This is a genomic window from Candidatus Formimonas warabiya, from assembly GCF_002777255.1.
GTDB classification, from domain to species: Bacteria; Bacillota; Dehalobacteriia; order Dehalobacteriales; family Dehalobacteriaceae; genus Formimonas; species Formimonas warabiya.
Genome location: NZ_CP017634.1, coordinates 2,713,299 through 2,737,093, shown reverse-complemented (window position 1 = coordinate 2,737,093; position 23,795 = coordinate 2,713,299). Strand labels below are relative to the sequence as shown.

Annotated in this window: 22 protein-coding genes and 2 tRNA genes; 23 read left to right on the top strand and 1 reads right to left on the bottom strand. The window is 47.7% G+C overall.

Features of this window, described 5'->3' with window-relative positions:
- Window positions 1–2: 2 nt before the first annotated feature.
- Window positions 3–773, top strand: coding sequence for an NAD(P)-binding domain-containing protein (locus tag DCMF_RS12665; protein WP_148134764.1), 771 nt, complete (start codon window positions 3–5; stop codon window positions 771–773).
- A gap of 68 nt (window positions 774–841) precedes the next feature.
- Here the strand turns inward: DCMF_RS12665 and DCMF_RS12660 are convergent, their stop codons facing one another.
- A complete protein-coding gene (locus DCMF_RS12660) occupies window positions 842–1,117 on the bottom strand; it encodes a hypothetical protein (protein WP_148134763.1) in 276 nt (91 codons plus the stop codon).
- A gap of 157 nt (window positions 1,118–1,274) precedes the next feature.
- On the opposite strand from DCMF_RS12660, the gene DCMF_RS12655 reads away from it, so the two are divergent.
- From DCMF_RS12655 to minC, 22 genes are all read left to right on the top strand, one after another.
- A complete protein-coding gene (locus tag DCMF_RS12655) occupies window positions 1,275–1,916 on the top strand; it encodes a helix-turn-helix domain-containing protein (protein ID WP_148134762.1) in 642 nt (213 codons plus the stop codon).
- A gap of 73 nt (window positions 1,917–1,989) precedes the next feature.
- A tRNA-Leu gene (locus DCMF_RS12650) sits at window positions 1,990–2,072 on the top strand.
- Window positions 2,073–2,111: 39 nt separating this feature from the next.
- Window positions 2,112–2,186 (top strand) — tRNA-Gly (locus DCMF_RS12645).
- A 253-nt stretch (window positions 2,187–2,439) separates the two neighbouring features.
- The gene (tig, locus tag DCMF_RS12640) at window positions 2,440–3,732 is read left to right on the top strand and encodes a trigger factor (protein WP_148134761.1); all 1,293 of its coding nucleotides are present in this window, start codon (window positions 2,440–2,442) and stop codon (window positions 3,730–3,732) included.
- Window positions 3,733–3,789: 57 nt separating this feature from the next.
- Window positions 3,790–4,389: an ATP-dependent Clp endopeptidase proteolytic subunit ClpP gene (gene clpP / locus DCMF_RS12635; RefSeq protein ID WP_148134760.1), complete on the top strand. Its 600-nt coding sequence runs from the start codon at window positions 3,790–3,792 to the stop codon at window positions 4,387–4,389.
- Between the two features lie 18 nt (window positions 4,390–4,407).
- On the top strand, window positions 4,408–5,667 hold the full coding sequence (clpX, locus tag DCMF_RS12630; protein ID WP_148134759.1) for an ATP-dependent Clp protease ATP-binding subunit ClpX: 1,260 nt from the start codon (window positions 4,408–4,410) through the stop codon (window positions 5,665–5,667).
- Window positions 5,668–5,776: 109 nt separating this feature from the next.
- Entirely contained in the window at window positions 5,777–7,495 is a 1,719-nt protein-coding gene (gene lonB, locus DCMF_RS12625; RefSeq protein WP_148137880.1) for an ATP-dependent protease LonB, read from the top strand.
- 49 nt (window positions 7,496–7,544) lie between these two features.
- Window positions 7,545–9,962: an endopeptidase La gene (gene lon / locus DCMF_RS12620; RefSeq protein ID WP_148134758.1), complete on the top strand. Its 2,418-nt coding sequence runs from the start codon at window positions 7,545–7,547 to the stop codon at window positions 9,960–9,962.
- On the top strand, window positions 9,949–10,551 hold the full coding sequence (yihA, locus tag DCMF_RS12615) for a ribosome biogenesis GTP-binding protein YihA/YsxC (RefSeq protein WP_335582408.1): 603 nt from the start codon (window positions 9,949–9,951) through the stop codon (window positions 10,549–10,551). The genes lon and yihA overlap by 14 nt, the downstream gene beginning before the upstream one ends.
- Window positions 10,552–10,660: 109 nt before the next feature.
- A complete protein-coding gene (locus DCMF_RS12610) occupies window positions 10,661–11,074 on the top strand; it encodes a TIGR04086 family membrane protein (RefSeq protein WP_148134757.1) in 414 nt (137 codons plus the stop codon).
- A gap of 104 nt (window positions 11,075–11,178) precedes the next feature.
- Entirely contained in the window at window positions 11,179–12,123 is a 945-nt protein-coding gene (meaB, locus tag DCMF_RS12605) for a methylmalonyl Co-A mutase-associated GTPase MeaB (RefSeq protein WP_148134756.1), read from the top strand.
- 349 nt (window positions 12,124–12,472) lie between these two features.
- Window positions 12,473–15,115 carry a valine--tRNA ligase gene (locus DCMF_RS12600; RefSeq protein WP_148134755.1) on the top strand — a complete coding sequence of 881 codons (2,643 nt, stop codon included), beginning with the start codon at window positions 12,473–12,475 and terminating at the stop codon, window positions 15,113–15,115.
- 10 nt (window positions 15,116–15,125) lie between these two features.
- Window positions 15,126–16,412 (top strand): bifunctional folylpolyglutamate synthase/dihydrofolate synthase, encoded by a 1,287-nt coding sequence (locus DCMF_RS12595; RefSeq protein ID WP_335582407.1) that lies wholly within the window; start codon window positions 15,126–15,128, stop codon window positions 16,410–16,412.
- Between the two features lie 85 nt (window positions 16,413–16,497).
- Complete coding sequence (locus tag DCMF_RS12590) at window positions 16,498–16,680, top strand: hypothetical protein (protein ID WP_148134754.1); 183 nt, start codon at window positions 16,498–16,500, stop codon at window positions 16,678–16,680.
- A 154-nt stretch (window positions 16,681–16,834) separates the two neighbouring features.
- Window positions 16,835–17,458: a redox-sensing transcriptional repressor Rex gene (locus DCMF_RS12585; RefSeq protein WP_148134753.1), complete on the top strand. Its 624-nt coding sequence runs from the start codon at window positions 16,835–16,837 to the stop codon at window positions 17,456–17,458.
- 112 nt (window positions 17,459–17,570) lie between these two features.
- Window positions 17,571–18,155 carry a Maf family protein gene (locus tag DCMF_RS12580; RefSeq protein WP_148134752.1) on the top strand — a complete coding sequence of 195 codons (585 nt, stop codon included), beginning with the start codon at window positions 17,571–17,573 and terminating at the stop codon, window positions 18,153–18,155.
- 46 nt (window positions 18,156–18,201) lie between these two features.
- On the top strand, window positions 18,202–18,885 hold the full coding sequence (radC, locus tag DCMF_RS12575) for a RadC family protein (RefSeq protein ID WP_214659400.1): 684 nt from the start codon (window positions 18,202–18,204) through the stop codon (window positions 18,883–18,885).
- Window positions 18,886–18,930: 45 nt separating this feature from the next.
- Window positions 18,931–19,962, top strand: a complete 1,032-nt coding sequence (locus DCMF_RS12570; protein ID WP_148134751.1) for a rod shape-determining protein — start codon at window positions 18,931–18,933, stop codon at window positions 19,960–19,962.
- Window positions 19,963–20,085: 123 nt separating this feature from the next.
- The gene (gene mreC, locus DCMF_RS12565) at window positions 20,086–20,820 is read left to right on the top strand and encodes a rod shape-determining protein MreC (protein ID WP_214659312.1); all 735 of its coding nucleotides are present in this window, start codon (window positions 20,086–20,088) and stop codon (window positions 20,818–20,820) included.
- Window positions 20,817–21,308, top strand: a complete 492-nt coding sequence (gene mreD, locus DCMF_RS12560; RefSeq protein WP_148134749.1) for a rod shape-determining protein MreD — start codon at window positions 20,817–20,819, stop codon at window positions 21,306–21,308. The genes mreC and mreD overlap by 4 nt, the downstream gene beginning before the upstream one ends.
- Before the next feature lie 101 nt (window positions 21,309–21,409).
- Window positions 21,410–23,311 carry a penicillin-binding protein 2 gene (mrdA, locus tag DCMF_RS12555; RefSeq protein WP_214659311.1) on the top strand — a complete coding sequence of 634 codons (1,902 nt, stop codon included), beginning with the start codon at window positions 21,410–21,412 and terminating at the stop codon, window positions 23,309–23,311.
- Between the two features lie 111 nt (window positions 23,312–23,422).
- The gene (gene minC / locus DCMF_RS12550) at window positions 23,423–23,791 is read left to right on the top strand and encodes a septum site-determining protein MinC (protein ID WP_148134748.1); all 369 of its coding nucleotides are present in this window, start codon (window positions 23,423–23,425) and stop codon (window positions 23,789–23,791) included.
- The last annotated feature ends 4 nt before the right edge of the window (window positions 23,792–23,795 follow it).

Here is a 23,795-nt window from a genome sequence, read left to right as displayed (position 1 = left end):
TCATGGGAAGGGATATTGGTTTTATCGGCACCGGCGTGATCACCTCGGCTTTGGTCACTGGCTTCTGTTCCGGGGGAGATCTGGAGCACAGGATTTATTTGTCGCCCCGAAACGCCCTGCGCGCCGCCCAACTGGCAGATAAATTCCCAAACGTCACCGTAGCTGGCTCCAACCAGGAAGTTCTGGACAGGTCCGAGTGGGTGGTTCTGGCTGTGGTCCCTAAGTGCGCCGAAGAGATTATTCGTCCCTTATCTTTTCGGCAAGATCACCGGGTGATCAACCTGATGTCCGATCGTAAATTAGCAGAGATCGCCAGGTGGATCGGAAAAACCCGGACCCTGGTCCACATGGTGCCTCTCCCTTTTGCGTCCAGAAGGATTGGCCCCATTGCCATCTGCCCCAATAACCGGGATGTGGCGGAGCTTTTTGCTCCTCTCGGTGAAATTGTAGGCGTGGATGACATGAGAGAAATCCAGGTGTTGGCTGCCATTACCGGGCTCATGAGTACCTATTACACCTTCTTATGGGAAGTGGTGAAATGGGGGGAGCGGGAAGGGCTTTCCCGGAAAGAGTCCACTGACTATACAACTGCTTTCTTCGAAGCATTGTCTTTCCAGGCCCGCCACTACCAAGAGGGGGATCTGGGCTGTCTGGCCGGGGAGATGACTCCCGGAGGACTCAACGAAATGGCGGTACGCACCATCGAGGAGCAGGGCGGTTTTGAACTGTGGGTCCGTGCCCTCGATCCTGTTTTGGCCCGTCTCAGGAAATAGGGGACCTAACTTGCTTGAACAAGGGCCATGGGATGGAGCGGGAAAAGCTTCAGGGAAGCGTTGATGCTTCACTCGGGCCGGACAGGCTCGGAAGGGATTCTTTTTACTTCTAATATCTCAAAAGAGATGGATTCACTGCTTTGATCCGCCCGGTACAAGGTAAATAAATAAAAGTGGGCCAGGTTAGCCGGTGTTAAAGAGGAAAACTGGGATTCCAGCAGGCCAAAACGGCTTTTCAAGTTTTCTTTAAGGGTGCTTTCTTCCACCTTTACATGGCCGAGATAACTGTCATCCAGCAGGACGGGTATATGGTTGAGATACATTTTATAAGTGATTTCATACATAGGGATCCTCCTAAATGGGTGTAGTATTATTCTACAATTGAACTATAACATGGTGTATAGTATAAGTCAACAATAAGTTGCATAAAACTATACAAATTTTAAGTCTATATTGCCTAAAGCTCTCCCGGATGGATATAATACAAATGAGGTGTAGAGGATGAGTAAACAATTCGGGGATCTGATCAAGCAAGCCCGGCTAAAAGAAGATTTATCCCTGCGGGACTTAGCCGGTTTATGCACGGGGATTTCATTTTCCTATATTAATAAATTGGAAAAAGGCTTATATGAACCTTCCAGACAGGTAGTCTTGGAATTGGCCAAGGCCCTCGGCCTCTCCCCGGATAAGGTCCTCATTACAGCCGGCTATGCTGCGGACAGGATCATGGAAGCCCAAACAAATATTTATCAACCGGCAGGCGCCATGGCTCAAATACCGGTACTGGGGGTGATCCGGATGGGGCAATCCCTCTATGCCGAGGAAAATCTCATTGGTTATGAATGGATTCCGGAAAGGGAAATTCAAGGGGGAGAATTCTTTTTTTTCCAAGTAAAAGGGGATGCCATGGAACCGCAGATTCCTGAGGGGTCCAGGGTGCTGATCAGAAAACAGGAAGATATCAAAAGCGGAGAGATGGGGCTGGTTTTCCCCGGGGAAGGGGAAGCGGTTTTAAGAAAGGTGATTTATGGAGAGGATTATTTGGTCCTGCAAAGCTTAAACCCGAAATATCCCCTCTTGGTGTGCAAGGCCGGCCAAATTGGCATCATCGGCAGAGCGAAAAAAGTTGTTTTTGATTTATAACAATCACCTCTTTCTGCTTGACGAAAATATTGATGTATGTTATTATACACTTTGCGACAGCTGATAGGTTTTTGCGGGAGTGGCGGAATTGGCAGACGCACCAGACTTAGGATCTGGCGGGCAACCGTGGGGGTTCAAGTCCCTTCTCCCGCACCACTGTGATTTCTTGTCTGAGCCGATCATGCAACTTATCATGCGGGCGTAACTCAGTGGTAGAGTGCAACCTTGCCAAGGTTGAAGTCGAGGGTTCGAATCCCTTCGCCCGCTCCAGTGTATTGCCACCTGATCCCCCTTTTTGGGGGCTTTTTTGCATTATTTTTTTCGCGCTTCTGCTTTTCCCGAATTTCGGAACTACCTGGATCAGGAAATAAACCCAGAGGTTTTTTTAATCACAGTTTTTGGCTAAGAAGGAAAACGGTTGGAAATTGTAGAACTAGAATAGGGGAGAGCACCTTGGTTTAAAATTAACAATTAATGGGAATTAATAACATGGTGATATGTACATAATAAAGGAGGAGCTTTAATGAAAGTAAATCTGGAAAAAATAGACAAAAACAAAGCCGGACTAGAGATTGAGGTTGAGACAGAACAAGTAACACGGGCCATGCATCAAGCCTATACCAAATTAGTTAAGAAAGTAAATATTCCGGGCTTTAGAAAAGGAAAAGCGCCGAAATCTATTTTAGAGAGATATGTGGGAAAAGCTGCTTTGCTGGAAGAAGCAGCCGAGATCATGATCGTCCCCAACTATGCGGCAGCCGTAAAAGAAACGGGAATTGAACCCATTGACAGGCCTGCGGTAGACATCATTCAACTAGATGAAGAAAAACCGTTTACTTTCAAAGTGACTGTGGATGTGAAACCTGAGGTAACTTTAGGCGAATATAAAGGAATTCAGGTGGAAAAACCCCATTATCCGGTTGCGGAAGAAGATGTCAACAAAGAATTGGACAGACTGCAGCAAAGATATGCCAAATTGATCGAACTAGGGGAAGAAGATGAAATTCAAAAGGATGATATTGCCGCCATCGATTTCCAAGGATTCGTGGACGGTCAGCCTTTTGAAGGAGGCGCCGCGGAAAATTATTCTTTGGGAATCGGTTCCGGTTCATTTATTCCGGGTTTTGAGGATCAACTGATCGGCGCCAAAATCAATGAGGAAAGAGATGTGCAGGTTACTTTCCCGGCTGAATATCATAAAGAAGAATTAGCCGGAAAAGAAGCTGTGTTTAAGGTGAAAATTAAAGGAGTCAAACGAAAAGAAGTAGCTCCTCTGGACGACGAGTTTGCCAAAGATGTGAGCGAATTTGAAAGTTTGACCGACCTGAAGGCGGATATTACCAAACGGCTGGAGGAAAGTGCGGAAAGAAGAGCGGAAGAGCACGTGAAGAATGAAGTGGTGAAAAAAGCAGTCGATGCGGCCTCCGTGGATATTCCCCCGGTGATGGTGGACCAAAGGGTAGAAAGAATGATTGACGATTTAAGTGAAAGATTAAGAATGCAGGGTTTAAACCTGGAGCAATATTTACAGTTTATGCAGTCGGATCTGGAAAAAATGAAAGAACAATACCGTCCCCAGGCAGAGCAAGATGTGAAAACAGACCTGGTCCTGGAAGCGATTCTGAAAGCAGAAGGTATTCAGGCCAGCGATGAAGAGGTCACCAGTGAACTGGAAAAAGTTGCCCAGCAATACAATCAACCGGTGGATGCGGTGAAGGAAGCTTTGGAGAAAGCAGGCCGGTTGGAAACGCTGGAGTACGGCATCACCCTGAACAAGACGGTGGATTTTTTGGTCAACCAGAGTAATGTTGCATAAATTACTTCTATTGTGGGTATAAAAATCATATTCTTTTAAGCAAAGAGAGGTGTCAATATGAGCACGTTGATTCCAATGGTTGTGGAACAGACGAACCGGGGAGAGAGAGCATACGATATATATTCCCGTCTTTTGAAAGATAGAATTGTTTTCCTAGGCAGTCCCGTTGATGATTATGTCGCCAATTTAATTATTGCCCAAATGCTTTTTTTGGAAGCGGAAGATCCGGACAAAGACATTCACCTCTATATTAACAGTCCTGGGGGATCTATCAGCGCGGGCATGGCCATTTATGATACCATGCAGTATATTCGGCCGGATGTTTCTACCATTTGTGTCGGCCTTGCCGCCAGTATGGGCGCTTTTCTCCTGGCCACAGGCGCGCCGGGAAAAAGATTTGCCCTGCCCAACAGTGAAATCATGATTCACCAACCCTCGGGAGGAACGCAAGGTCAGGCGGTAGATATAGAAATTCATGCAAAAAGGATATTACGGATTCGTGACGAATTGAATAAGATATTATCAGAGAGAACGGGACAGTCTCTGAAGAAAATTGAAAAGGATACGGACCGGGATTATTTTATGAGCCCTGTGGAGGCCAAGGAATATGGCCTGATTGACCAGGTGATATCTAAAAAGTTACCTCCTGTGAAGTAGACTTAGAGAGGTGAATTTATGTATAAGTACACGGATGACAAAGGCCAGTTAAAGTGCTCCTTTTGCGGTAAGCTTCAAGACCAGGTGAAAAAACTTGTGGCTGGACCCGGTGTGTACATTTGCGATGAATGTATTGAGTTATGCAACGAGATCATAGAAGAAGAACTGAGTGAAGATTTGGGTTTCGACATGGGGGAAATCCCCAAGCCCAAAGAAATTATGAATATTCTGGACCAGTATGTGATTGGGCAGGATCAGGCCAAAAAGTCTTTGGCTGTTGCTGTTTACAATCATTACAAACGCATTAATTTAGGCAGTAAAATTGATGATGTGGAATTGCAGAAAAGCAATATTGTGATGCTGGGTCCCACAGGCAGCGGAAAAACCTTATTAGCCCAGACCTTGGCACGGGTGCTAAATGTTCCTTTTGCCATTGCGGATGCCACTTCTCTTACCGAGGCCGGTTATGTGGGGGAAGATGTGGAAAACATTCTGCTCAAATTAATTCAGGCTGCCGATTATGATGTGGAAAAAGCCGAAAAGGGCATTGTCTATATCGATGAGATTGACAAAATTGCCCGGAAATCGGAGAATCCCTCCATTACCCGGGATGTTTCCGGAGAAGGCGTGCAACAGGCTCTTTTAAAGATCCTGGAAGGAACGGTAGCCAGCGTCCCTCCCCAAGGAGGAAGAAAACATCCCCATCAAGAATTTATTCAGCTTGACACCACCAATATCCTGTTTATTTGCGGCGGCGCCTTTGATGGCATTGACAAAATTATTCAGAACAGGACCAGTTCCAAAACATTAGGTTTTGGGGCGGAAATCAAAGGAAAGCGGGATAAAAAGATTGGGGAGATTTTATCTCATATTTTGCCGGAGGATTTGCTGAAATACGGTTTAATTCCCGAGTTTGTGGGCCGGTTGCCCATTATCGTCACCTTGGATGCGTTGGATGAAGACGCTTTGATGCGCATCTTGGTGGAGCCCCGTAATGCTTTGGTGAAGCAATACCAAAAACTCTTTGAGATGGACGGCGTGTCTCTGGAATTCAAAGAAGAAGCCCTCAGGTATATCTCCGCGGAAGCGATCAAGCGAAATACCGGGGCCCGGGGTTTACGGGCAATTTTAGAAGACCTCATGCTGGATGTGATGTATGATATTCCCTCCCGGAAAGATGTCACGAAATGCCTGATCACCAAAGAAGTGGTGGAGAAAAAGGAAAAACCCATTTTGCTGGCAGAAGAGCGGCCCAAGAAGAAAGAAGTTTCCGCATAAGAAGGTAGGAGAAAATCCTACCTTTTTTCTTGTTTCCGGGAAGAAAGTATGCGTATTTTTCCTTTTCCATGCAAATACTATGCAGAGATATGGAAAGGGGTTGTTGAGAATGTTTCATTATCCCGCTGGAATCGGAAGTATTTTGGGATTTGTCCAGATATTTTTTGCCATTGTGATTGGGCTGTATTTTTGGAATCTGCTCAAAGGTCAGCAGGGAAACCGGGTCGCCATCGAACGGGAATCGAAAAAGGAAATGGAAAAACTGAAAAAAATGCGGGGCATCTCTTTAACTGTCCCACTCTCGGAAAAAACCAGGCCGGCCCATTTTGACGAAATTATCGGTCAGGAAGAAGGGCTGAAAGCATTGCGTGCCGCTTTGTGCGGACCAAATCCCCAGCACATTATTGTTTACGGCCCTCCCGGCATTGGAAAAACTGCGGCTGCCCGCCTGGTGCTGGATGAAGCGAAAAAATGCAAAGAATCCCCTTTTGCCCAGGATGCCAAATTTGTCGAGGTAGACGGTGCTACCGCCCGTTTTGATGAAAGAGGCATTGCCGACCCCCTCATCGGCTCGGTCCACGATCCTATTTATCAAGGTGCCGGTGCCATGGGCATGGCAGGGATTCCGCAACCGAAATTAGGTGCCGTCACAAAAGCCCATGGGGGGATTTTGTTTATTGATGAAATCGGGGAACTTCATTCCATCCAAATTAATAAACTATTAAAGGTCCTGGAAGATCGCAAAGTGATGTTGGAAAGTGCTTATTACAGTTCCGAGGACACCAATATTCCTTCGCACATTCATGATATTTTTCAAAACGGGCTGCCGGCTGATTTTCGTTTGGTCGCAGCCACAACCAGACTCCCGGAGGATATTCCCCCGGCGATCCGGTCCCGATGCCTGGAAATCTTTTTCCGGCCCCTTTTGCCCCATGAAATCGCTGTGATTGCGAAGAACGCCGCCCAAAAAATAGATTTGCAGTTAGCCGAAGAAGCGGTGCATGTGGTGACAAAATATGCCAGTAATGGGCGGGAAGCGGTGAATATTATTCAAATTGCCGCAGGCGCTGCCATCACCGAAGGAAAGAAAACGATTTCCGTCCAGGATATTGAATGGGTCGTGAACAGCGGCCAGCATGATCCCCGGCCGGACAAAAAAGTACCGGATGAACCTCAGGTAGGTGTCGTCAACGGATTAGCCGTGGCAGGACCGAATATTGGCATGCTTCTGGAGTTGGAAGCTACCGTGACCCCTGTGAGCAGAGGGCAAGGACAAATTATTGTCACCGGTGTCATAGACGAAGAAGAAGTGGGAAGCGCCCATGGGAAAAAACTGCGCCGGAAAAGTCTGGTGAAGGGTTCGGTGGAGAACGTGATTACGGTATTAAGAAATTACTTGAACATGGAACCCAAGGACTTTAACATTCATGTTAATTTTCCCGGAGGAATCCCCATTGACGGTCCCTCTGCCGGAGTAACCATTGCCACCGCTATTTACTCTGCGATTACGGGAATCCCGGTGGATAACAAGCTGGCCATGACAGGAGAGGTTTCCATTCGGGGATACGTAAAACCCATTGGAGGCGTCGTGGCAAAAGTAGAAGCGGCCCGGCAAGCGGGAGCCAAAAAGGTGATTATCCCCAAGGAAAATTGGCAGGAGATTTTCAACAAGTATGTGGATTTCCAAGTTATTGCCGTCGAGAAATTTGAGGAGATCTTAAACCTGGCTCTGATCAGGCCTAAGTCGGAAAAAACAAGAGTGGCATCAACAAAAGAAAATTTGAATTCTGTACCATATTCTCATAATTTGCAGGAAATTAGTTTTTAGAATAGAATATGGTTAAATGCGTCATGACTATTCAACCGGGGGTGAACCAATGGAAAACAACCACGTTAATTATTGCGAAATGCCGATGCTTCCACTCAGAGGGGTTTTGGTTTTTCCATATATGATCATTCATTTGGATGTGGGACGGGAAAAATCCATCAATGCCATTGACGAAGCCATGCTCAACAAAAGAGAGATTTTTCTCGCCATGCAAAAAGAGGCTCAGACCGACGAACCCACATCTGATGATATCTATCAAGTGGGCACGATTGCCGAAATTAAGCAGCTGCTTAAACTGCCGGGGGGAACAATTCGCGTATTAGTGGAAGGCCTGTACCGGGCCAGGATTGAAAATTATCTTTCCTATGAGCCTTTTATTAAGGTCGGGGTGATTAAGGAAGAGGACAAAATTGAAAAAGACGACCCGGAAGTAGAAGCGCTCATGCGTAATTTAATCAGTCAGTTTGAGCAGTATGTTAAAATGAGTAAAAAAATACCGCCTGAGACGGTTGTTTCGGTAATCACCCTGGAAGAACCGGGGAGATTGGCTGACGTGGTCGCTTCTCATCTCAACTTAAAATTATCTGATCGGCAAAGCATTTTGGAGGCCATCTCCGTGAAAATCCGGTTGGAAGGTCTGTGCACCATTCTGGCCAAAGAAATGGAAATTTTGGAGCTGGAACGTAAAATCAACTTACGCGTGCGCAAACAGATGGAAAAGACCCAAAAAGAATATTATCTCCGGGAGCAGTTGAAGGCGATTCAAAAGGAATTAGGCGACAAAGACGACAGAATCGCCGAAGCGGATGAACTGCGGGAACGGATCAGAAAGGCGAAGCTGCCCAAAGATATCCATGAAAGAGCGCTCAGGGAACTGGAAAGGCTGGAGAAAATGCCTCCCATGGTGGCGGAAGCCATGGTGGTAAGAAATTACCTGGACTGGCTGCTGGACCTGCCCTGGAATAAAGAGACCAAGGACCGATTAGATATTAATGTGGCAGAAGAAATATTGAATGAAGATCATTACGGGCTGGTCACGGTCAAGGAAAGGATTCTGGAATACCTGGCTATTCGCCAGCTGGCCAAGAAGATGAAGGGTCCGATTCTCTGCTTTGTCGGTCCTCCCGGAGTAGGAAAGACTTCTTTGGCCAAGTCCATTGCCCGGGCCTTGGAACGGAAATTTATTCGCATGTCCTTGGGCGGAGTCCGGGATGAAGCGGAAATCCGGGGACACCGCCGCACCTATGTGGGCTCCATGCCGGGACGGATTGTGCAGAATATTAAACTGGCGGGATCCAAAAACCCCGTTTTTCTTCTGGATGAAATTGATAAAATGAGTTCCGATTTTAGAGGAGATCCCTCTTCAGCTCTTTTGGAAGTGCTGGACCCAGAACAAAACTCTACCTTCAGCGACCACTTCATTGAGGCTCCCTTTGATTTATCCAAGGTAATGTTTATTACCACGGCCAATGTCCAGTACAATATTCCCCGTCCCTTGCAGGACCGGATGGAAATCATCACCATCTCCGGCTACACGGAAGAAGAAAAATTAAATATTGCCATGAAATATCTTTTACCGAAGCAAATCAAAGAGCACGGATTAAAAGTAGAGCAAATCACTGTCTCGGAAAACGCCGTCCGGGCCATTATCCGGGAATATACCCGGGAGGCAGGTGTGCGCAGTTTAGAGCGCAGTCTTGCCACTCTTTGCCGGAAAGTGGCGCGGGATATTGTGGCGGGTAAAGTGCAGGAAGCAAAAGTGAGTGCCCAAAATATCAGCCAATTTTTAGGGATCGCCAAGTACCGCTTCGGTTTGGCGGAAAAGGAAAATCAGATCGGTGTGGTTACCGGCATGGCTTGGACAGAAGTGGGCGGAGAGATTTTAACGGTGGAAGTGCAATCTCATAAAGGGAAGGGGCGGATCACCCTAACCGGTCAGTTGGGGGATGTGATGAAAGAGTCGGCCCAGGCCGGGTTTACCTATATTCGGTCCATTGCCCCCCAACTGGGTATTGCGGAAGATTTTTATGAAAATACCGATATTCACGTGCACGTGCCGGAAGGCGCCATACCCAAGGATGGCCCCTCCGCCGGTATCACCATGGCCACGGCCATTGCCTCAGAACTGAGCAGAAGAAAAGTGCGCCGGGACATTGCCATGACCGGGGAGATCACTTTACGGGGAAGAGTACTGCCGGTAGGCGGCATTAAGGAAAAGGTTTTGGCCGCGCACCGGGCCGGGTGCAAGACGATTATTCTTCCTGCGGAAAATAAAAAGGATTTGGAAGATATCCCCGCCAATGTGAGCAGGAAGTTAAAATTTGTCCTGGTAGAATCCATGGACGAAGTATTACCGGTGGTGCTGCTGGAGCAGGAAATCAAAACAGAGGATCGGCCGGAAATAGCGGACCTGGCCCATGTTATGTCCCATCAGGAACCGGAAAGGACTTCCCATGCTGACTGTTAAAAGGTCGGAATACGTGGCCAGCGCCGTAACACCAAGTCAGTATCCGGAAGCATGCTATCCGGAGATTGCTCTGGTAGGCCGTTCCAATGTGGGAAAATCTTCCTTGATCAATCGGCTGGTAAACCGGCGTAATTTGGCCCGGACCAGTTCTCAACCGGGAAAAACACAGACGATCAATTTTTATTTGATTAATGCCGCCTGGTATTTTGTCGACCTTCCCGGTTACGGATTTGCCCGGGTTTCCCATAATACCCGTGAGCACTGGCGCACCATGATTGAAAAATATTTAAGCCAAAGGTCCACCATTCAGCAGGTTTGGCAGTTGGTGGACCTCCGGCATCCACCTACGGAGCAAGACCAACAAATGGTGCAGTGGCTGTCTCACTACCGGTTCCCTAAGCTGATCATTGCCACGAAAGCCGATAAAATCAGCAAAAGCCAAAGAGTAAAAAATTTAGGTATAATCCGGAACCGGCTGGATGTGCCTGAAACTGAACTGATCTCCTTTTCCGCCGAGAGCGGTGAAGGAAAGGAAAAGCTTTTAAGTGAGATCGAAAAAATATTGGGATACCAAGAAGAGGTTCTTTGACGATGGAACGCACAACGCACACCCTTTGGTGTGCGTTTATCTATGTAGAGCGGCTTTTTTTGTAGTAAAAATTTTTTCCTTGCGTATCTTTTAATGGGGAGGGAGGTAAATGAACAAAAAAGCTATTTTCCGGGGATATTTTCAGAGTCTGGCTATTTTTCTCATGGGTGTAGGACTTTTAGTACTGGGTACCTTTTTCTTGTCTGATCAAGACGTGACCGAGCTTGGTCCGGTAATTTCATTTTTCCTTTGGCTGTCCCTGTTTGCAGGAGGTTTTTCCGCAGGAATCAATGCCAGGCGGTCCGGGTATCTTCACGGGGCCTATGTGGGAATACTATGGTGGTTCACGGGGAGCCTATTTTTCTGGTTGTTCCTGCCTGGGGATACGCTGTCCTACGGGCTGGTGCAAAGGGCAGTTTGTGATGTATTGGTAGGAATATTGGGGGGGTTATGCGGTGTGAATTATCTCATTCTCAAAAGGCAAGAGGGAAAAGACATTCTTTTTAAAATGTTTAAAAATTAAAAGAATTCCAATCTTTTTCCAATGAGAGGAAAATTGACATCAGGGGGCGAATTAGTAAAAATTATCGGGAAACATGGTGATTTAGGATTAAAGGCGGTGGTAATATGGACGATCTGGTGAAACGGGTGCTGAACGGAGACCGGAGAGCTGCAGCACGCATGATTTCCCTGATTGAGAACGATGAGGAAGCAAAAAATGAACTGATGAGTAAGATCTATCCTTGTACAGGGCATGCCTATATCATAGGAATCACCGGATCGCCGGGAGCAGGGAAAAGCTCCCTCACGGATAAACTGGTGGGCGAGATTCGCCGCGGGGGATTGACCGTGGCGATCATTGCCATTGACCCCACAAGCCCCTTTACCGGGGGAGCCATTTTGGGGGATCGGATCCGCATGCAAAGCCATGCCTTAGATGCGGAGGTCTTTATCCGGAGCATGGGCACCAGAGGGAGCCTGGGCGGCTTATCCCATGCCACAAATGAGGCCGCAAAGGTCATGGATGCCTTAAAGAAGGATATCATTATTATTGAAACCGTTGGGGTGGGGCAGTCTGAGTTTGATATCATGCATATTGCCAATTCTACCCTGGTGGTACTGACTCCGGGAGCAGGAGATGCCATCCAGACAATCAAGGCAGGTATTATGGAAATTGCCGACATTTTTGTGGTGAATAAATCGGATTTGGACGGGGCAGACCGGGTAAAAATGGAAGTGGAAGTAATGCTTGATATGAAACAAATCGACGGCTGGCGGCCCCCCGTAGTACCCACTGTTTCTTTAAACGGCAAGGGAGTCCAGGAATTATGGCTAAAAATAATGGAACACAAAAGCTTTTTGGAGTCCTCAGGGCTACTTTTGAAACAGCGTAAAAAACGGCTCCGGGAGGAAGTCCGGGAGATTGTAGAACATGAAATCAGAAAACATGTATGGACTGCCGTGGAAAAGTCGGGGGAGATGGACAAGCTGGTTGCCCAAATGATGCAAAGGGAAATGGATCCCTATACGGCGGCGAAAAGATTAATTGCTGCCCACCTCCAGTTCAGATAAATTTTTTGTGCTGATGAAGGCCAAAAAGTTGACAGTGCCTCCTTTCTTGGATAGTATAGTACATAAGATCCATAAAGGTATTGGTGAAGACGGGAAGGAGTACCGATTGGCCGTTTCTCCAGAGAGAAAAGTCCCAGGCTGCGAGACTTTTTGAAAGGGCACCGGGAAGGTCGTCCCAGAGCCGATTGATTGACGACAAGGGTTTAGATCAGTCCGGGCAAGCCCGTTACAGCTTGTTGGAGAAGAGATGGCCGGATGCTGTCCGGCTTTTGATTAAGGTGGTACCACGAAAGCACCCTTTCGTCCTTATGGATGAAAGGGATTTATTTTTAAAGGAGGAAAAATCTAAGTGGAGCAGGCCAAAAATATATCTACGACCTATGACCCCAAAAAAGTAGAAGAAAAGTGGTATAGGTATTGGGAAGAAAATCATTTTTTCCATGATGAGGTGAACCGGGAGCAAGAAGCTTTTTCGATTGTGATGCCTCCTCCCAATGTGACCGGACAACTCCATATGGGACATGCTTTGGACAATACTATTCAGGATATCCTGACCCGGTGGCGGCGTATGCAGGGCTATAATACCTTATGGCTTCCCGGCACCGATCATGCCGGCATTGCCACACAAGCCAGGGTGGAAGAAAACCTGGCCCAGAGCAACATCAGCAAATATGATTTAGGACGGGAAAAGTTTTTAGAGAAAGTTTGGGAGTGGAAAAAACACTACCACGCCCGTATTTCCAAACAGCTGCGCCTGTTGGGGTCTTCCTGCGATTGGGACCGGGAGCGGTTTACCATGGACGAGGGGTGCTCCCAAGCGGTTCAGGAAGTATTTGTCAAGCTGTATGAAAAGGGGCTTATTTACCGGGGCAGTTATATTATTAACTGGTGCCCCAAGTGTCAGACCACCATTTCCGATATTGAAGTAGAGCATACGGAAAAGGAAGGGAAACTTTATTACCTCCGGTATCCCATCAAAGACAGCGAGGCTTTTATTCCCATTGCCACGACACGCCCGGAGACCATGCTGGGGGATACGGCCGTGGCGGTAAATCCGGAGGACGAAAGATACCGGGATTTAATTGGACTCACCGTGCTCTTGCCCATCGTCAACCGGGAGATCCCGATTATTGCCGATGCATATGTGGATCCGTCCTTTGGCACCGGTGCGGTGAAAATAACTCCCGCCCATGACCCCAATGACTTTGAGATCGGATTAAGGCATCACTTGCCCCAAATCTCAGTAATTGACAAGGAAGCCAAAATGACGGCGGAAGCGGGAAAATATCAGGGCATGGACCGCTATGAATGCCGGGCTAAGCTGATCGAAGAATTCAAGAGCCTAGGCCTCTTTGACCGCATTGAGGAGCATGCCCATGCGGTAGGGGAATGTTATCGCTGCGGTACGGTCATTGAACCTTTAGTCTCACCCCAATGGTTTGTCAAAATGAAACCTTTGGCGGAGCCGGCGATTCAGGCCGTCCTGGACGGACAGATCCGCTTTGTGCCGGAAAGATTTACCAAGATTTATATCGGCTGGCTGGAAAATATCCGGGATTGGTGTATTTCCCGGCAGCTCTGGTGGGGACACCGGATTCCCGTCTGGTATTGCCCGGATTGCGGTGAGGTGATCTGCCGCAAAGAGCCTCCCCAATCCTGTACGAAATGCGGGAGCAACCATTTGGAACAGGATCCGGATGTGCTGGATACCTGGTTCAGTTCCGCCTTATGGCCTTTCTCCACCCTGGGCTGGCCGGAGCAAACGGAAGATTTGTCTTATTATTACCCCACCAGTGTATTGGTGACAGGACGGGATATTATCTTCTTCTGGGTGGCCCGGATGATTTTTATGGGATTGGAATTTATGAAGCAAGAACCCTTTAAAGAAGTATTCATTCATGGACTGGTTTTGGATGCGCTGGGCAGGAAAATGAGCAAGTCTTTGGGAAATGGGGTAGATCCCCTGGAAATCATTGACCGCTATGGGGCAGATACCTTGAGATTCATGCTGGTGACAGGCAATACCCCGGGAAATGATTTGCGCTTCCAGGAAGAAAGGCTGGAAGCAGCACGGAATTTTGCCAATAAAATTTGGAATGCTTCCCGGTTTGTGATGATGAATCTAACGGATTACAGTCCGGGAGCAGAGCCCATTCAATTCAATATGGCGGACAAATGGATCCTGGAAAGGTACCGGGCGACTTTAACGGATGTCACCCGGTTTCTGGAAAAATATGAACTGGGTGAAGCCGCCCGCACATTGTATGAGTTCATTTGGAGCGAGTTTTGCGATTGGTACATTGAATTGGCTAAGCTCAGGCTGTACAAGGAAACGGGAGCAGAGAAACATACCGCCCAATTTGTCCTCACCCATGTATTGAAAGGAATCATGCAGCTTTTGCATCCTTTCATGCCCTTTATCACGGAAGAGATTTGGCAGCACCTGCCGGAAAACAAGGGGACGATTATGCTTTCTTCCTGGCCGGATCCAGGCGAGCTGGCATCCTATGCCCAGGAAGAAGAAGATATGAACCTGGTCATGGATGTGGTGCGGTCCGTGCGGAACATTCGGGCGGAAATGAATGTGCCTCTGGGCAAACGGGTCAATATGGTCATTTTAACGGATGAGACAAGTAAAGCTGTTTTAGAAAAGGGAAAAGGGTACCTAGCCGGCTTGTGCCAGGCGGATACCGTGGAGTTCTTCCCTCCCCATACGGAGAAACCGGAACAGGCGGCTGCCGCAGTTGTGAAGGGAATAGAAATCTTTGTACCCCTGAAGGATTTGATTGATTTGGACAAGGAAATTTCCCGGCTGGAGAAAGAAGTAGGGAATATGGATAAAGAACTGGCCCGGTTGCACGGGAAATTAAATAATGCCGATTTTCTGGCCAAGGCCCCTGCTCAGGTGGTAGAAAAGGAGAAGGCCAAGGAAGAAGAATATCGGCTCAAGAAGAATGCGCTGCTGGAGCGCCTGATCATGCTTAAAGGTTAGAAGGGACACGATGATGAATTACGATGAATCGATGGAGTATCTCAAGGGATTGACAAAATTCGGTATTAATTTGGGTCTGGGGCGGATCCGCTCTTTACTCTCCCGCCTGGGTCATCCGGAAGAAAAGGTGGAATTTGTTCATGTGGGCGGAACCAACGGCAAGGGATCTACCTGCGCCATGCTGGCTTCCATGTTACAGCAGTCGGGAATGAGAGTAGGGCTGTTTACCTCTCCCCACCTCCATTCCTATACAGAACGAATCCGCATTAACGAAAAGGAAATAAAGAAGGAAGAGATTGCCGAATTGCTTACCATGATGCGCTCTCATCTGGATGCCATGGTGCAGGACGGCGTGGAGCATCCTACGGAATTTGAGGTGAGTACGGCTCTCGCCTTGTACTATTTTGCCCGGGAGAAGGTGGATCTGGCGGTCATGGAAGTTGGGATGGGCGGGGAGATTGATTCTACCAATGTGATTCTCCCCCGTCTCGCCATGATCACGAATGTAGGCATGGACCATATGGATTACCTGGGATCCACTCTGGAAGATATTGCCCGGGTGAAGTCCGGGATTATCAAAGAAAACAGGGATGTGATTACGGCAGTTGATCATCCCCGGGCTTTAGCCATCATTCGGGAACGGGCAAAAGAAAAGAATGCTCCCCTCTGGGAACATGGCATAGATTTTTCGGTTGAGCCCCTATCCTATTCTCACCAGGGACAAATATTTAATTGTACGGTGAAAAACACGGTTTTCCCCAACCTGAAAGTCCCCCTAAGGGGACGGCATCAGCTTGTGAACGCTGCTTTGGCAGTGGCTGGGGCTGTGAAGCTAGGTATAGGAGCTGCTGCCATCCGAAAAGGGCTGGCACTGACCGATTGGCCTTGCCGCCTGGAAACCGTCCGGGAAAACCCCTTGATTGTGATTGATGCCGCCCATAATCATCATGGGATCAAAGTGCTGGTAGACGCCTTGCAGCAGTACTGGCCGGACCGGAAGAAAATTCTCCTCCTCGGCATGCTGGCGGACAAGGAAAGAGAAAAGGTAGCGGCAGAAATTGCCCCCCTGGTGGAGAAGGCAGTAGTCACAAAACCCAATAGCCCCCGGGCCGGAGCATGGCAGCAGGTGGCGGAGTTTGTACGGCCTTACGTAAAAGAAATAGCGGTGGAAGAGAATATTTCCCATGCCGTGGATTTGGCCCTGACCTGGGCAGGATCTGAAGATATGATTTTAATCACTGGGTCTATTTATATGGTGGCGGAAGCGAGAGCCCATTTAATGAATGGGAAACGCTGAGTTTTATCCCGGTAACCGTCTTCATGTTTTTTGTTCTACTTGTCCCTCGCCGTGCATATTTATGCACCAAAAGGGAGGGACAAGTATGCTGATTATTCGGATCAAATTTTCTCGGCCAAAGCTGTGGAAGTACCTGGGGCTGATTTTAATGGTCATGCTGTGCACCACTGTTTTGGGCCGCTACTATTTAAGCCTTCTGGACCGTGATTTGGAGGCAAATGACGATGCAAATCACCATGGGATGCTTGCGGCAGACAGCAGACGGTAAAACAGTCCCCTGTTAAAGGCTAAAATTGTTTTTAGGCCGGTATGAATAGAAAAAATCCGGAGATAATTGTTCTATATTGAAAAAATAGAGGAAATTTAATTTTTTTGTAGAAAAATATATATTTATCATTTGATGAGGCCAGGAGGGGGTATATTTGAAGGTTCAAAAAATCCCTGAAGCTTCTATTGTTCGGCTATCGGTTTATTCCCGGCATCTAGCCCGTTTGGATCACAAGGGAATCGTCACCACATCCTCGGGAGAAATTGCCGATGGGGTGGGGGTTAGTCCGGCACAGGTTCGGAAGGACCTTGCCTATTTTGGTGAGTTTGGTACCCGGGGAGTCGGCTATAATGTGAAAGATTTGCACCGGCATATCTTAAAAATCCTTGGGCTAACCAACGACTGGCCGGTAGTTTTAATAGGAGCGGGTCATCTGGGAACAGCGCTTAGCTTATATCGGGGATTCTTGGAACGGGGTTTTAAAATTGTAGGAATCTTTGACAACGATCCTCAAAAGGTGGGACAGCCTTTGGGGAATATAGATATCTCACCCATGGAAAAATTGGCAGATGTGATCAGGAAAGAGAAAGCAAAGATAGGCATTATCGCTGTTCCCAGTGATTATGCACAAGAAATAGCAAATCTTTTAATCAGGAATGGAATTAAAGCGATTTTAAACTTTGCTCCGCGGGCGATTAGTGTTCCTGAAGAAGTGGAATTAAGGAACGTTGACTTGGCCGTAAACCTGGAAGTTTTAACGTTTAAGCTCAGCTTATAGGTTTTGCAAATTTGCCAACGTCTTTGATGAACAAAGACGTTTTTGCGTATATTTTACCTTTTTCAAGATAGGCTAAAATTGAGAAAGGATTTGGTCAAGCAGGGGGAATCTTATGAAGTTGCCTGTGATTTTAGCCTCGGCATCCCCTAGGCGGGTAGAACTGTTAAAACAAGTAGGGATTGATGCCGAAATCAGACCCAGCGCAATTAAGGAAGATCTGAGCGATGATCTTCCGGTCACCGAATCAGTACAAAGACTTGCCCTTAAAAAAACCAGAGCCGCTGCGAATATAGTATCGGATGGCTTGATCATTGGTGCTGATACGGTTGTTGTCAGTGATCAGGGGATTCTCGGCAAACCAAGAGATATTTCCCATGCCCGGGAGATGCTTCGGGCTCTGAGTGGGAAAATCCATCGGGTGATCACCGGGATCGCCATATTGGAGCAGCCGGGAGGAAAGAGTATCACCGGATTTGAAGAAACGAAAGTGGTTTTTAAAGCTTTATCGGATGATGAAATCATCGCCTATGTGAATTCCGGAGAACCCTTTGACAAAGCAGGCGGTTATGGCATTCAGGGAAAGGGAGCTTTATTGGTAGACAGGATTGAGGGAGATTATTTCAATGTGGTGGGACTTCCCCTGCAGAAATTAAATCAGATGCTGGGAAGTTGGAATATTAATCTATTACGGCTTTAGAACTTTTAAGGAGTGAAACATTACTTTGGGGGGCAAACTGAAAGAAATAGAATATCGTTTAACCATTAAAGAAATGCCTGCAGAGTGTCGACCCAGAGAACGCCTGCTCCTGAAAGGTGCTGCCGCATTATCCAATGCGGAACTCCTGGCCGTGATTCTCCGGACAGGCAGTTTGCAGGACACCGCATTAGATTTGGCCCATAAGCTGTTGTCTAAAGGGGGCTTAAAATTGTTGGCCGATGCCGCCCCGGAAGAATTAGTCCAGTATCCCGGCATTGGTACGGCAAAAGCGGCCCAAATTAAGGCTGTCGTCGAATTATGCAAAAGAATGGCATCGACCGGGGAAGAAATCCGGCCTACCATCCGCAGCCCTCAGGATGCAGCCCATATCATAATGGAGGAGATGCGTTTTTTAGACCGGGAACATTTCAAGGCATTGCTGCTGAATACCAAGAACCAGCTGCTGCACGTTTATACGGTGTCCATTGGCAGTCTCAACTCATCACTGGTCCATCCCCGTGAATTATTCAAGGATGCCATTAAAGCAAGTGCGGCGGCCCTGATCTTGACGCACAATCACCCCAGTGGAGACACCACGCCCAGTAAGGAAGACATTGATGTCACAAAGAGACTGATGGAAGCAGGACAGATCATCGGTATTGATGTCCTTGACCATCTTATTTTTGGTCAGGGAAAATGGATTTCTCTGAAAGAAAAAGGATTTATGTAGCGTTTTTGCGGATATGACAAATATTCACAGGAGGAAGTGTGATCAATGCTTTTAGCCAGAGATGTGGGAATAGATTTAGGAACGGCAAATACTTTAGTTCATGTGAAAGGAAAAGGAATTATTTTGAATGAACCCTCGGTGGTCGCCATTCAAAGGGACAGTGGACAAGTTTTGGCTGTAGGGGAAGAAGCGAAAAAAATGATCGGCAGGACGCCGGGAAATATTGTGGCCATTCGTCCCATGAAGGATGGGGTGATTGCTGATTTTGACGTGACCCAGAGCATGCTGAAATATTTTATCCTCAAAGCCTTAAAATCCAAGAGCCCTCTCATCCGGCCCCGGGTGGTGGTATCCATTCCTTCGGGTGTTACGGCGGTAGAAGAACGGGCCGTGAGAGAAGCCGCCCTATCTGCCGGAGCCAAGGAAGCCTATTTAATTGAGGAGCCGATGGCGGCGGCGATCGGTGCCGGTCTGCCCGTGTCGGAACCAACCGGGAATATGATCGTGGACATCGGTGGGGGCACCACCGAAGTGGCCATTATTTCTCTGGGGGGAATTGTGGCGGTCAAATCCATCCGGGTGGCCGGCGATGAAATGGACAATGCCATCGTCAGCCATGTGAAACGAAGCTATAATCTGGCCATCGGAGAAAGAAGCGCGGAAGAAATAAAAATGGAAATTGGTTCCGCCTACTTGGAAGATGATGCATCCCGTGGTAAAATGGTTGAAGTGCGAGGGAGAGATCTGGTGACCGGATTACCCAAAACGGTGATGATTACCGCAGGAGAGATCCATCATGCTTTAGCGGAACCTGTATCCAATATTGTGGATGCCATCAAAGTGTGCTTAGAAAAAGCACCCCCCGAACTGGCTTCGGATATCATGGACCGGGGTATTATGATGGCGGGAGGAAGTTCTAAGCTCCATGGATTGGACCGCCTGGTCTCATTGGAAACAGGCATGCCGGTCCATCTGGCGGAAGAGCCTTTGACGGCAGTGGTGATGGGGACGGGAAAAGTTTTGGAGAATATCGATGTACTGCGCCGGGTATTGATCTCACCAAAGAAACGGCGGTAAAAGGACGTGATGGTTTTGCCCAGGCTGTGGAAAAGGGGCAAATGGTTACTTCTTTTGGTAGCAGTGTTTGTCATTCTGTCAATTGCTCGATATTCAGGAATGGAGAGGAATAATCTTACTTTCTTGGAAATTTGGGTTCGTGATTTGTTAGCCCCGCTGGAAAGCGGGGCTACGGCGGTTTTGGGCGGCACAAAAACAGTTACCGGTTATTTTACCGGGTACCACCGCCTTTTAGAAGAGCGCCAGGAGCAAGAGAAAGAAATTGCCCGGTTAAAAAATGAGGTAAATTCTCTTACGGAAGCTCAACTGGAGAATGCCAGGCTGCGTGAACTTCTGGGCATGAGGGAAAGCATGGAAAAGGACTGGGAGATGGTACCGGCCAAGATCATCGCCCGGGACGCCAGCAACTGGTATCATTCGGTGATCTTAGACAGGGGGACGGATGATGGCCTGGCTAAGGATATGGTTGTGATCAACAATGATGGCCTGGTGGGCAAGATTATTTCCGTGACCCGAAATACGGCGGAAGTTTTACTGATTTTGGACCGGGAAGGGGCTTTGGGCTGTGTGGTGCAATTGTCCCGTACCCCCGGCATCATCGAAGGAACCGGGTCCCAAGGGATGCTCCGCATGGTGCATTTTCCCCATGATGCCGATATTGAGGAAAATCAAGTCGTTTTGACATCCGGATTAGGCGGGGTTTTTCCCGCCGGCTTGCGCATCGGCTTTGTCACTGAGGTGAAGGTTGAGCCGAACGGTTTAATGAAGCAGGCAACCGTGCAGCCTTTTGTTGATTTTGACCGGCTGGAAGAAGTGCTGGTGCTGATAAAACCGACGAATGAGGTACATGTACCGTGAAGACCTTTGTTTTTGCAGTAGGCATCATCTTATGCCTCTTGATCCAAAAAAGTGTTTTTTTCCTGAATTTTGGGACCAAACCGGACTTTTTATTGATTTTAGTAATCTTTTTATCATTATTAAAAGGCCCTGTTCCCGGGCTCAAGATCGGATTCATCATTGGTTTCGTAGAAGATCTTGTGGAGGGTAAATATTTTGGCATCAATATTTTAACCAAAATGCTCACCGGCCTCATGATCGGTTTTATGGAACCGAAGATTTTCAAGGAAAATTATTTGGTCCCTGTAGTTACTGTATGCTTGGGCACCCTGTTGAATGAGATCCTTTTTGTTTTCTTCGGCAACCTTATTGGCATGGGTTTTCCCTGGGGCACCAGCTTTTGGCATCGGATTCTTCCTCTGACCTTGTACAATTCCATTGTGGCGGTCTTTGTTTATGTTCCCTTTTATAAGCTATATATCAGCAAATGGTTGAACAAAGAGCGGTAATCTGAGACCCAAGACAAATGGATGTGGTTTTGCCTGTTCCCTGACACTGTACCTGAGAAATTTTTTCAGCTTTTGAGGATGAGGGAAGGGAGTGCGTTCTGTTGAGTGAGACGACTAAAGAAATAACGAAAAAGTTGAGAGTTTTTTTTGCTGTGATCGTACTCATGTTTTTTGGGCTGGGATTAAGGCTTTTTTATTTGCAAATTGTGCGGGCAGACGCTTTTGAGGACTTGTCCGATAAAAATAAATTTCGCATTGTTTCCATACCAGCCCGGCGGGGAGATATCTATGACCGTAACATGACCGTACTGGCTACCAGCAAGCCGGTATTTTCCGTTTCCTTGACGAGTGCGGAAATTCCGGAAAAAGAAGATGTGGCCAGGAAACTGGCGGAAATATTGAATGACCCGGAAATAACCCAGGAATCGATTTTACAGTCGATGGAAGATCAGAACCGGGGGTATGAACCTGTGACGATTAAACGACTGCCCTATGATGAGGGAATCCAAATGGTCACCAGGATTGAAGAACACCGGGAAGAACTGCCGGGAGTGACCATCCGTGAGGAGCCCATGAGGTACTATCCTTTGGGCAGTGAGGCGGGGCATATCTTAGGGACGGTGGGCCTGATCAGCCAGGATGAGCTGGATTCCTTGGAAGAATTTAACTACGGCATGAATGATTGGATCGGCAAAACCGGTTTGGAAAAGGTTTTCGAACATTTTCAGGTCGGCAATAAGGAAATCGGACTGAGAGGCAAGGATGGGGCAGACCAGGTGGAGGTGAATGCCAAACACCAGCCTGTGAGCACCTGGTCCCATAAAGATCCGGTTCCGGGGAACTCACTGGTTCTTACCCTGGATGCCAAACTTCAGTCCGTCTTGGAAAAATCTCTCGCGGAAACCCTGGCCAAAGTTCAAGAGCAGAATCCGAAAGCTACGGCCGGAGCAGGCGTGTTAATCAATGTGAAAACGGGAGCCATTCTGGCCATGGCCAGCGCTCCTTCTTTGGATCCCAATGATTTTTCCAACGGGTTGTCAAAAGACAAAGTATCCTATTATTGGGATGAGAAACTAAAACCCACCTTTAACCGGGCCATTTCCGGGACCTATCCCCCCGGGTCTACCTTTAAACCGCTTACTGCCGTGGCAGCCCTTTCATCCGGCAAAGTGAATGATCAGGATACGGTTTACTGCGGCCCCTCTGCCTGGGTACGTCCCCGGGCAAGATGTACGGCGGTTCATGGGTCGGTCAACCTTTACAGTGCCATGAAGGTATCCTGTAATACCTATTTTCAGGAAATGGGCTACCGGGCAGGGATCGAACAATTGTATAAGACTGGGAAGGAAATGGGTTTAGGCCAGCTGACCGGCATCGAACTGCCCGGAGAAGTGCAAGGGCTCCTGCCCAATAAAGAATGGAAAGAAAGCTCCTTCACCGGGTGGGAATCGACATGGAGACCTTATGATACTTTTTATATGTCCATGGGGCAGGGGTATAACCTTTATACGCCCATTCAGCTGGCGAACTATATTGCTACTTTGGCTAACGGCGGTACCCACATGAAACCCTATCTGGTAGACAAAATTTATTCTCCGGATAATAAACTGCTTTACCAGTTTAAGCCCAAGGAGCTGAATAAAATCAGCGCTTCTCCGGAAATTCTCACTGAAGTGAGAAAAGCCATGAGTTCCGTTACGGATCCCGGAGGAACCGCTTACAGCCTCTTTAAGGAATTCCCTCCCGAGATCAAAGTAGCCGCGAAGACGGGAACGGCCCAGACAGGACTAGCCGGTGATGATAAAGACAAAGATTATCATGGGTTGTTTGTCGCTTTTGCTCCTTATGATGATCCGGAGGTTGCTTTTGCCGGGATCATCGAATACGGTTATCACGGCAGTTCTTCTGCGGGGTATGTGGCAAAAGCCGTATTGGAAGAGTATTTCGGACTGAAAAGAGAACCGATCCCGGACACCCTTCCCCTGAATATGGGTGTAGAATAGGTGAATGTCTTCTTGAGTTTTTTTCCAGCGCAGGGAGGATTTACGCCTAATTTTGTAGAATTTTACCTCAAGGTTTTTCTTTAGATTACGCGCACCACAGGAGGAACGGACATGGGAAAAGAAATGCTTGATGGCGCAATGGGGGAAAATACCCTGTTATTGCAGAAAACCTTAAGATCCGGCCAAAGCATCAAGCATTCCGGCAACGTGGTAGTATTAGGCGATGTGAATCCAGGTGCGGAGATTGTTGCCGGCGGCCATGTGATTATTATGGGCACGGCCAGAGGCGTGATCCATGCAGGTGCCTCGGGCAATGAATCAGCAACCATCACAGCCTTTTATTTAAATCCTACCCAGCTGCGCATCGGCAACTTCATCTCACGAGCGCCTGACGGGGACAGGCCTTGCCCGGAAAATCCTGAAACGGCAAGAATTAAAGATGGGATGCTCATTATCGAAAAATACCAGTCTCCAAGATAATGCG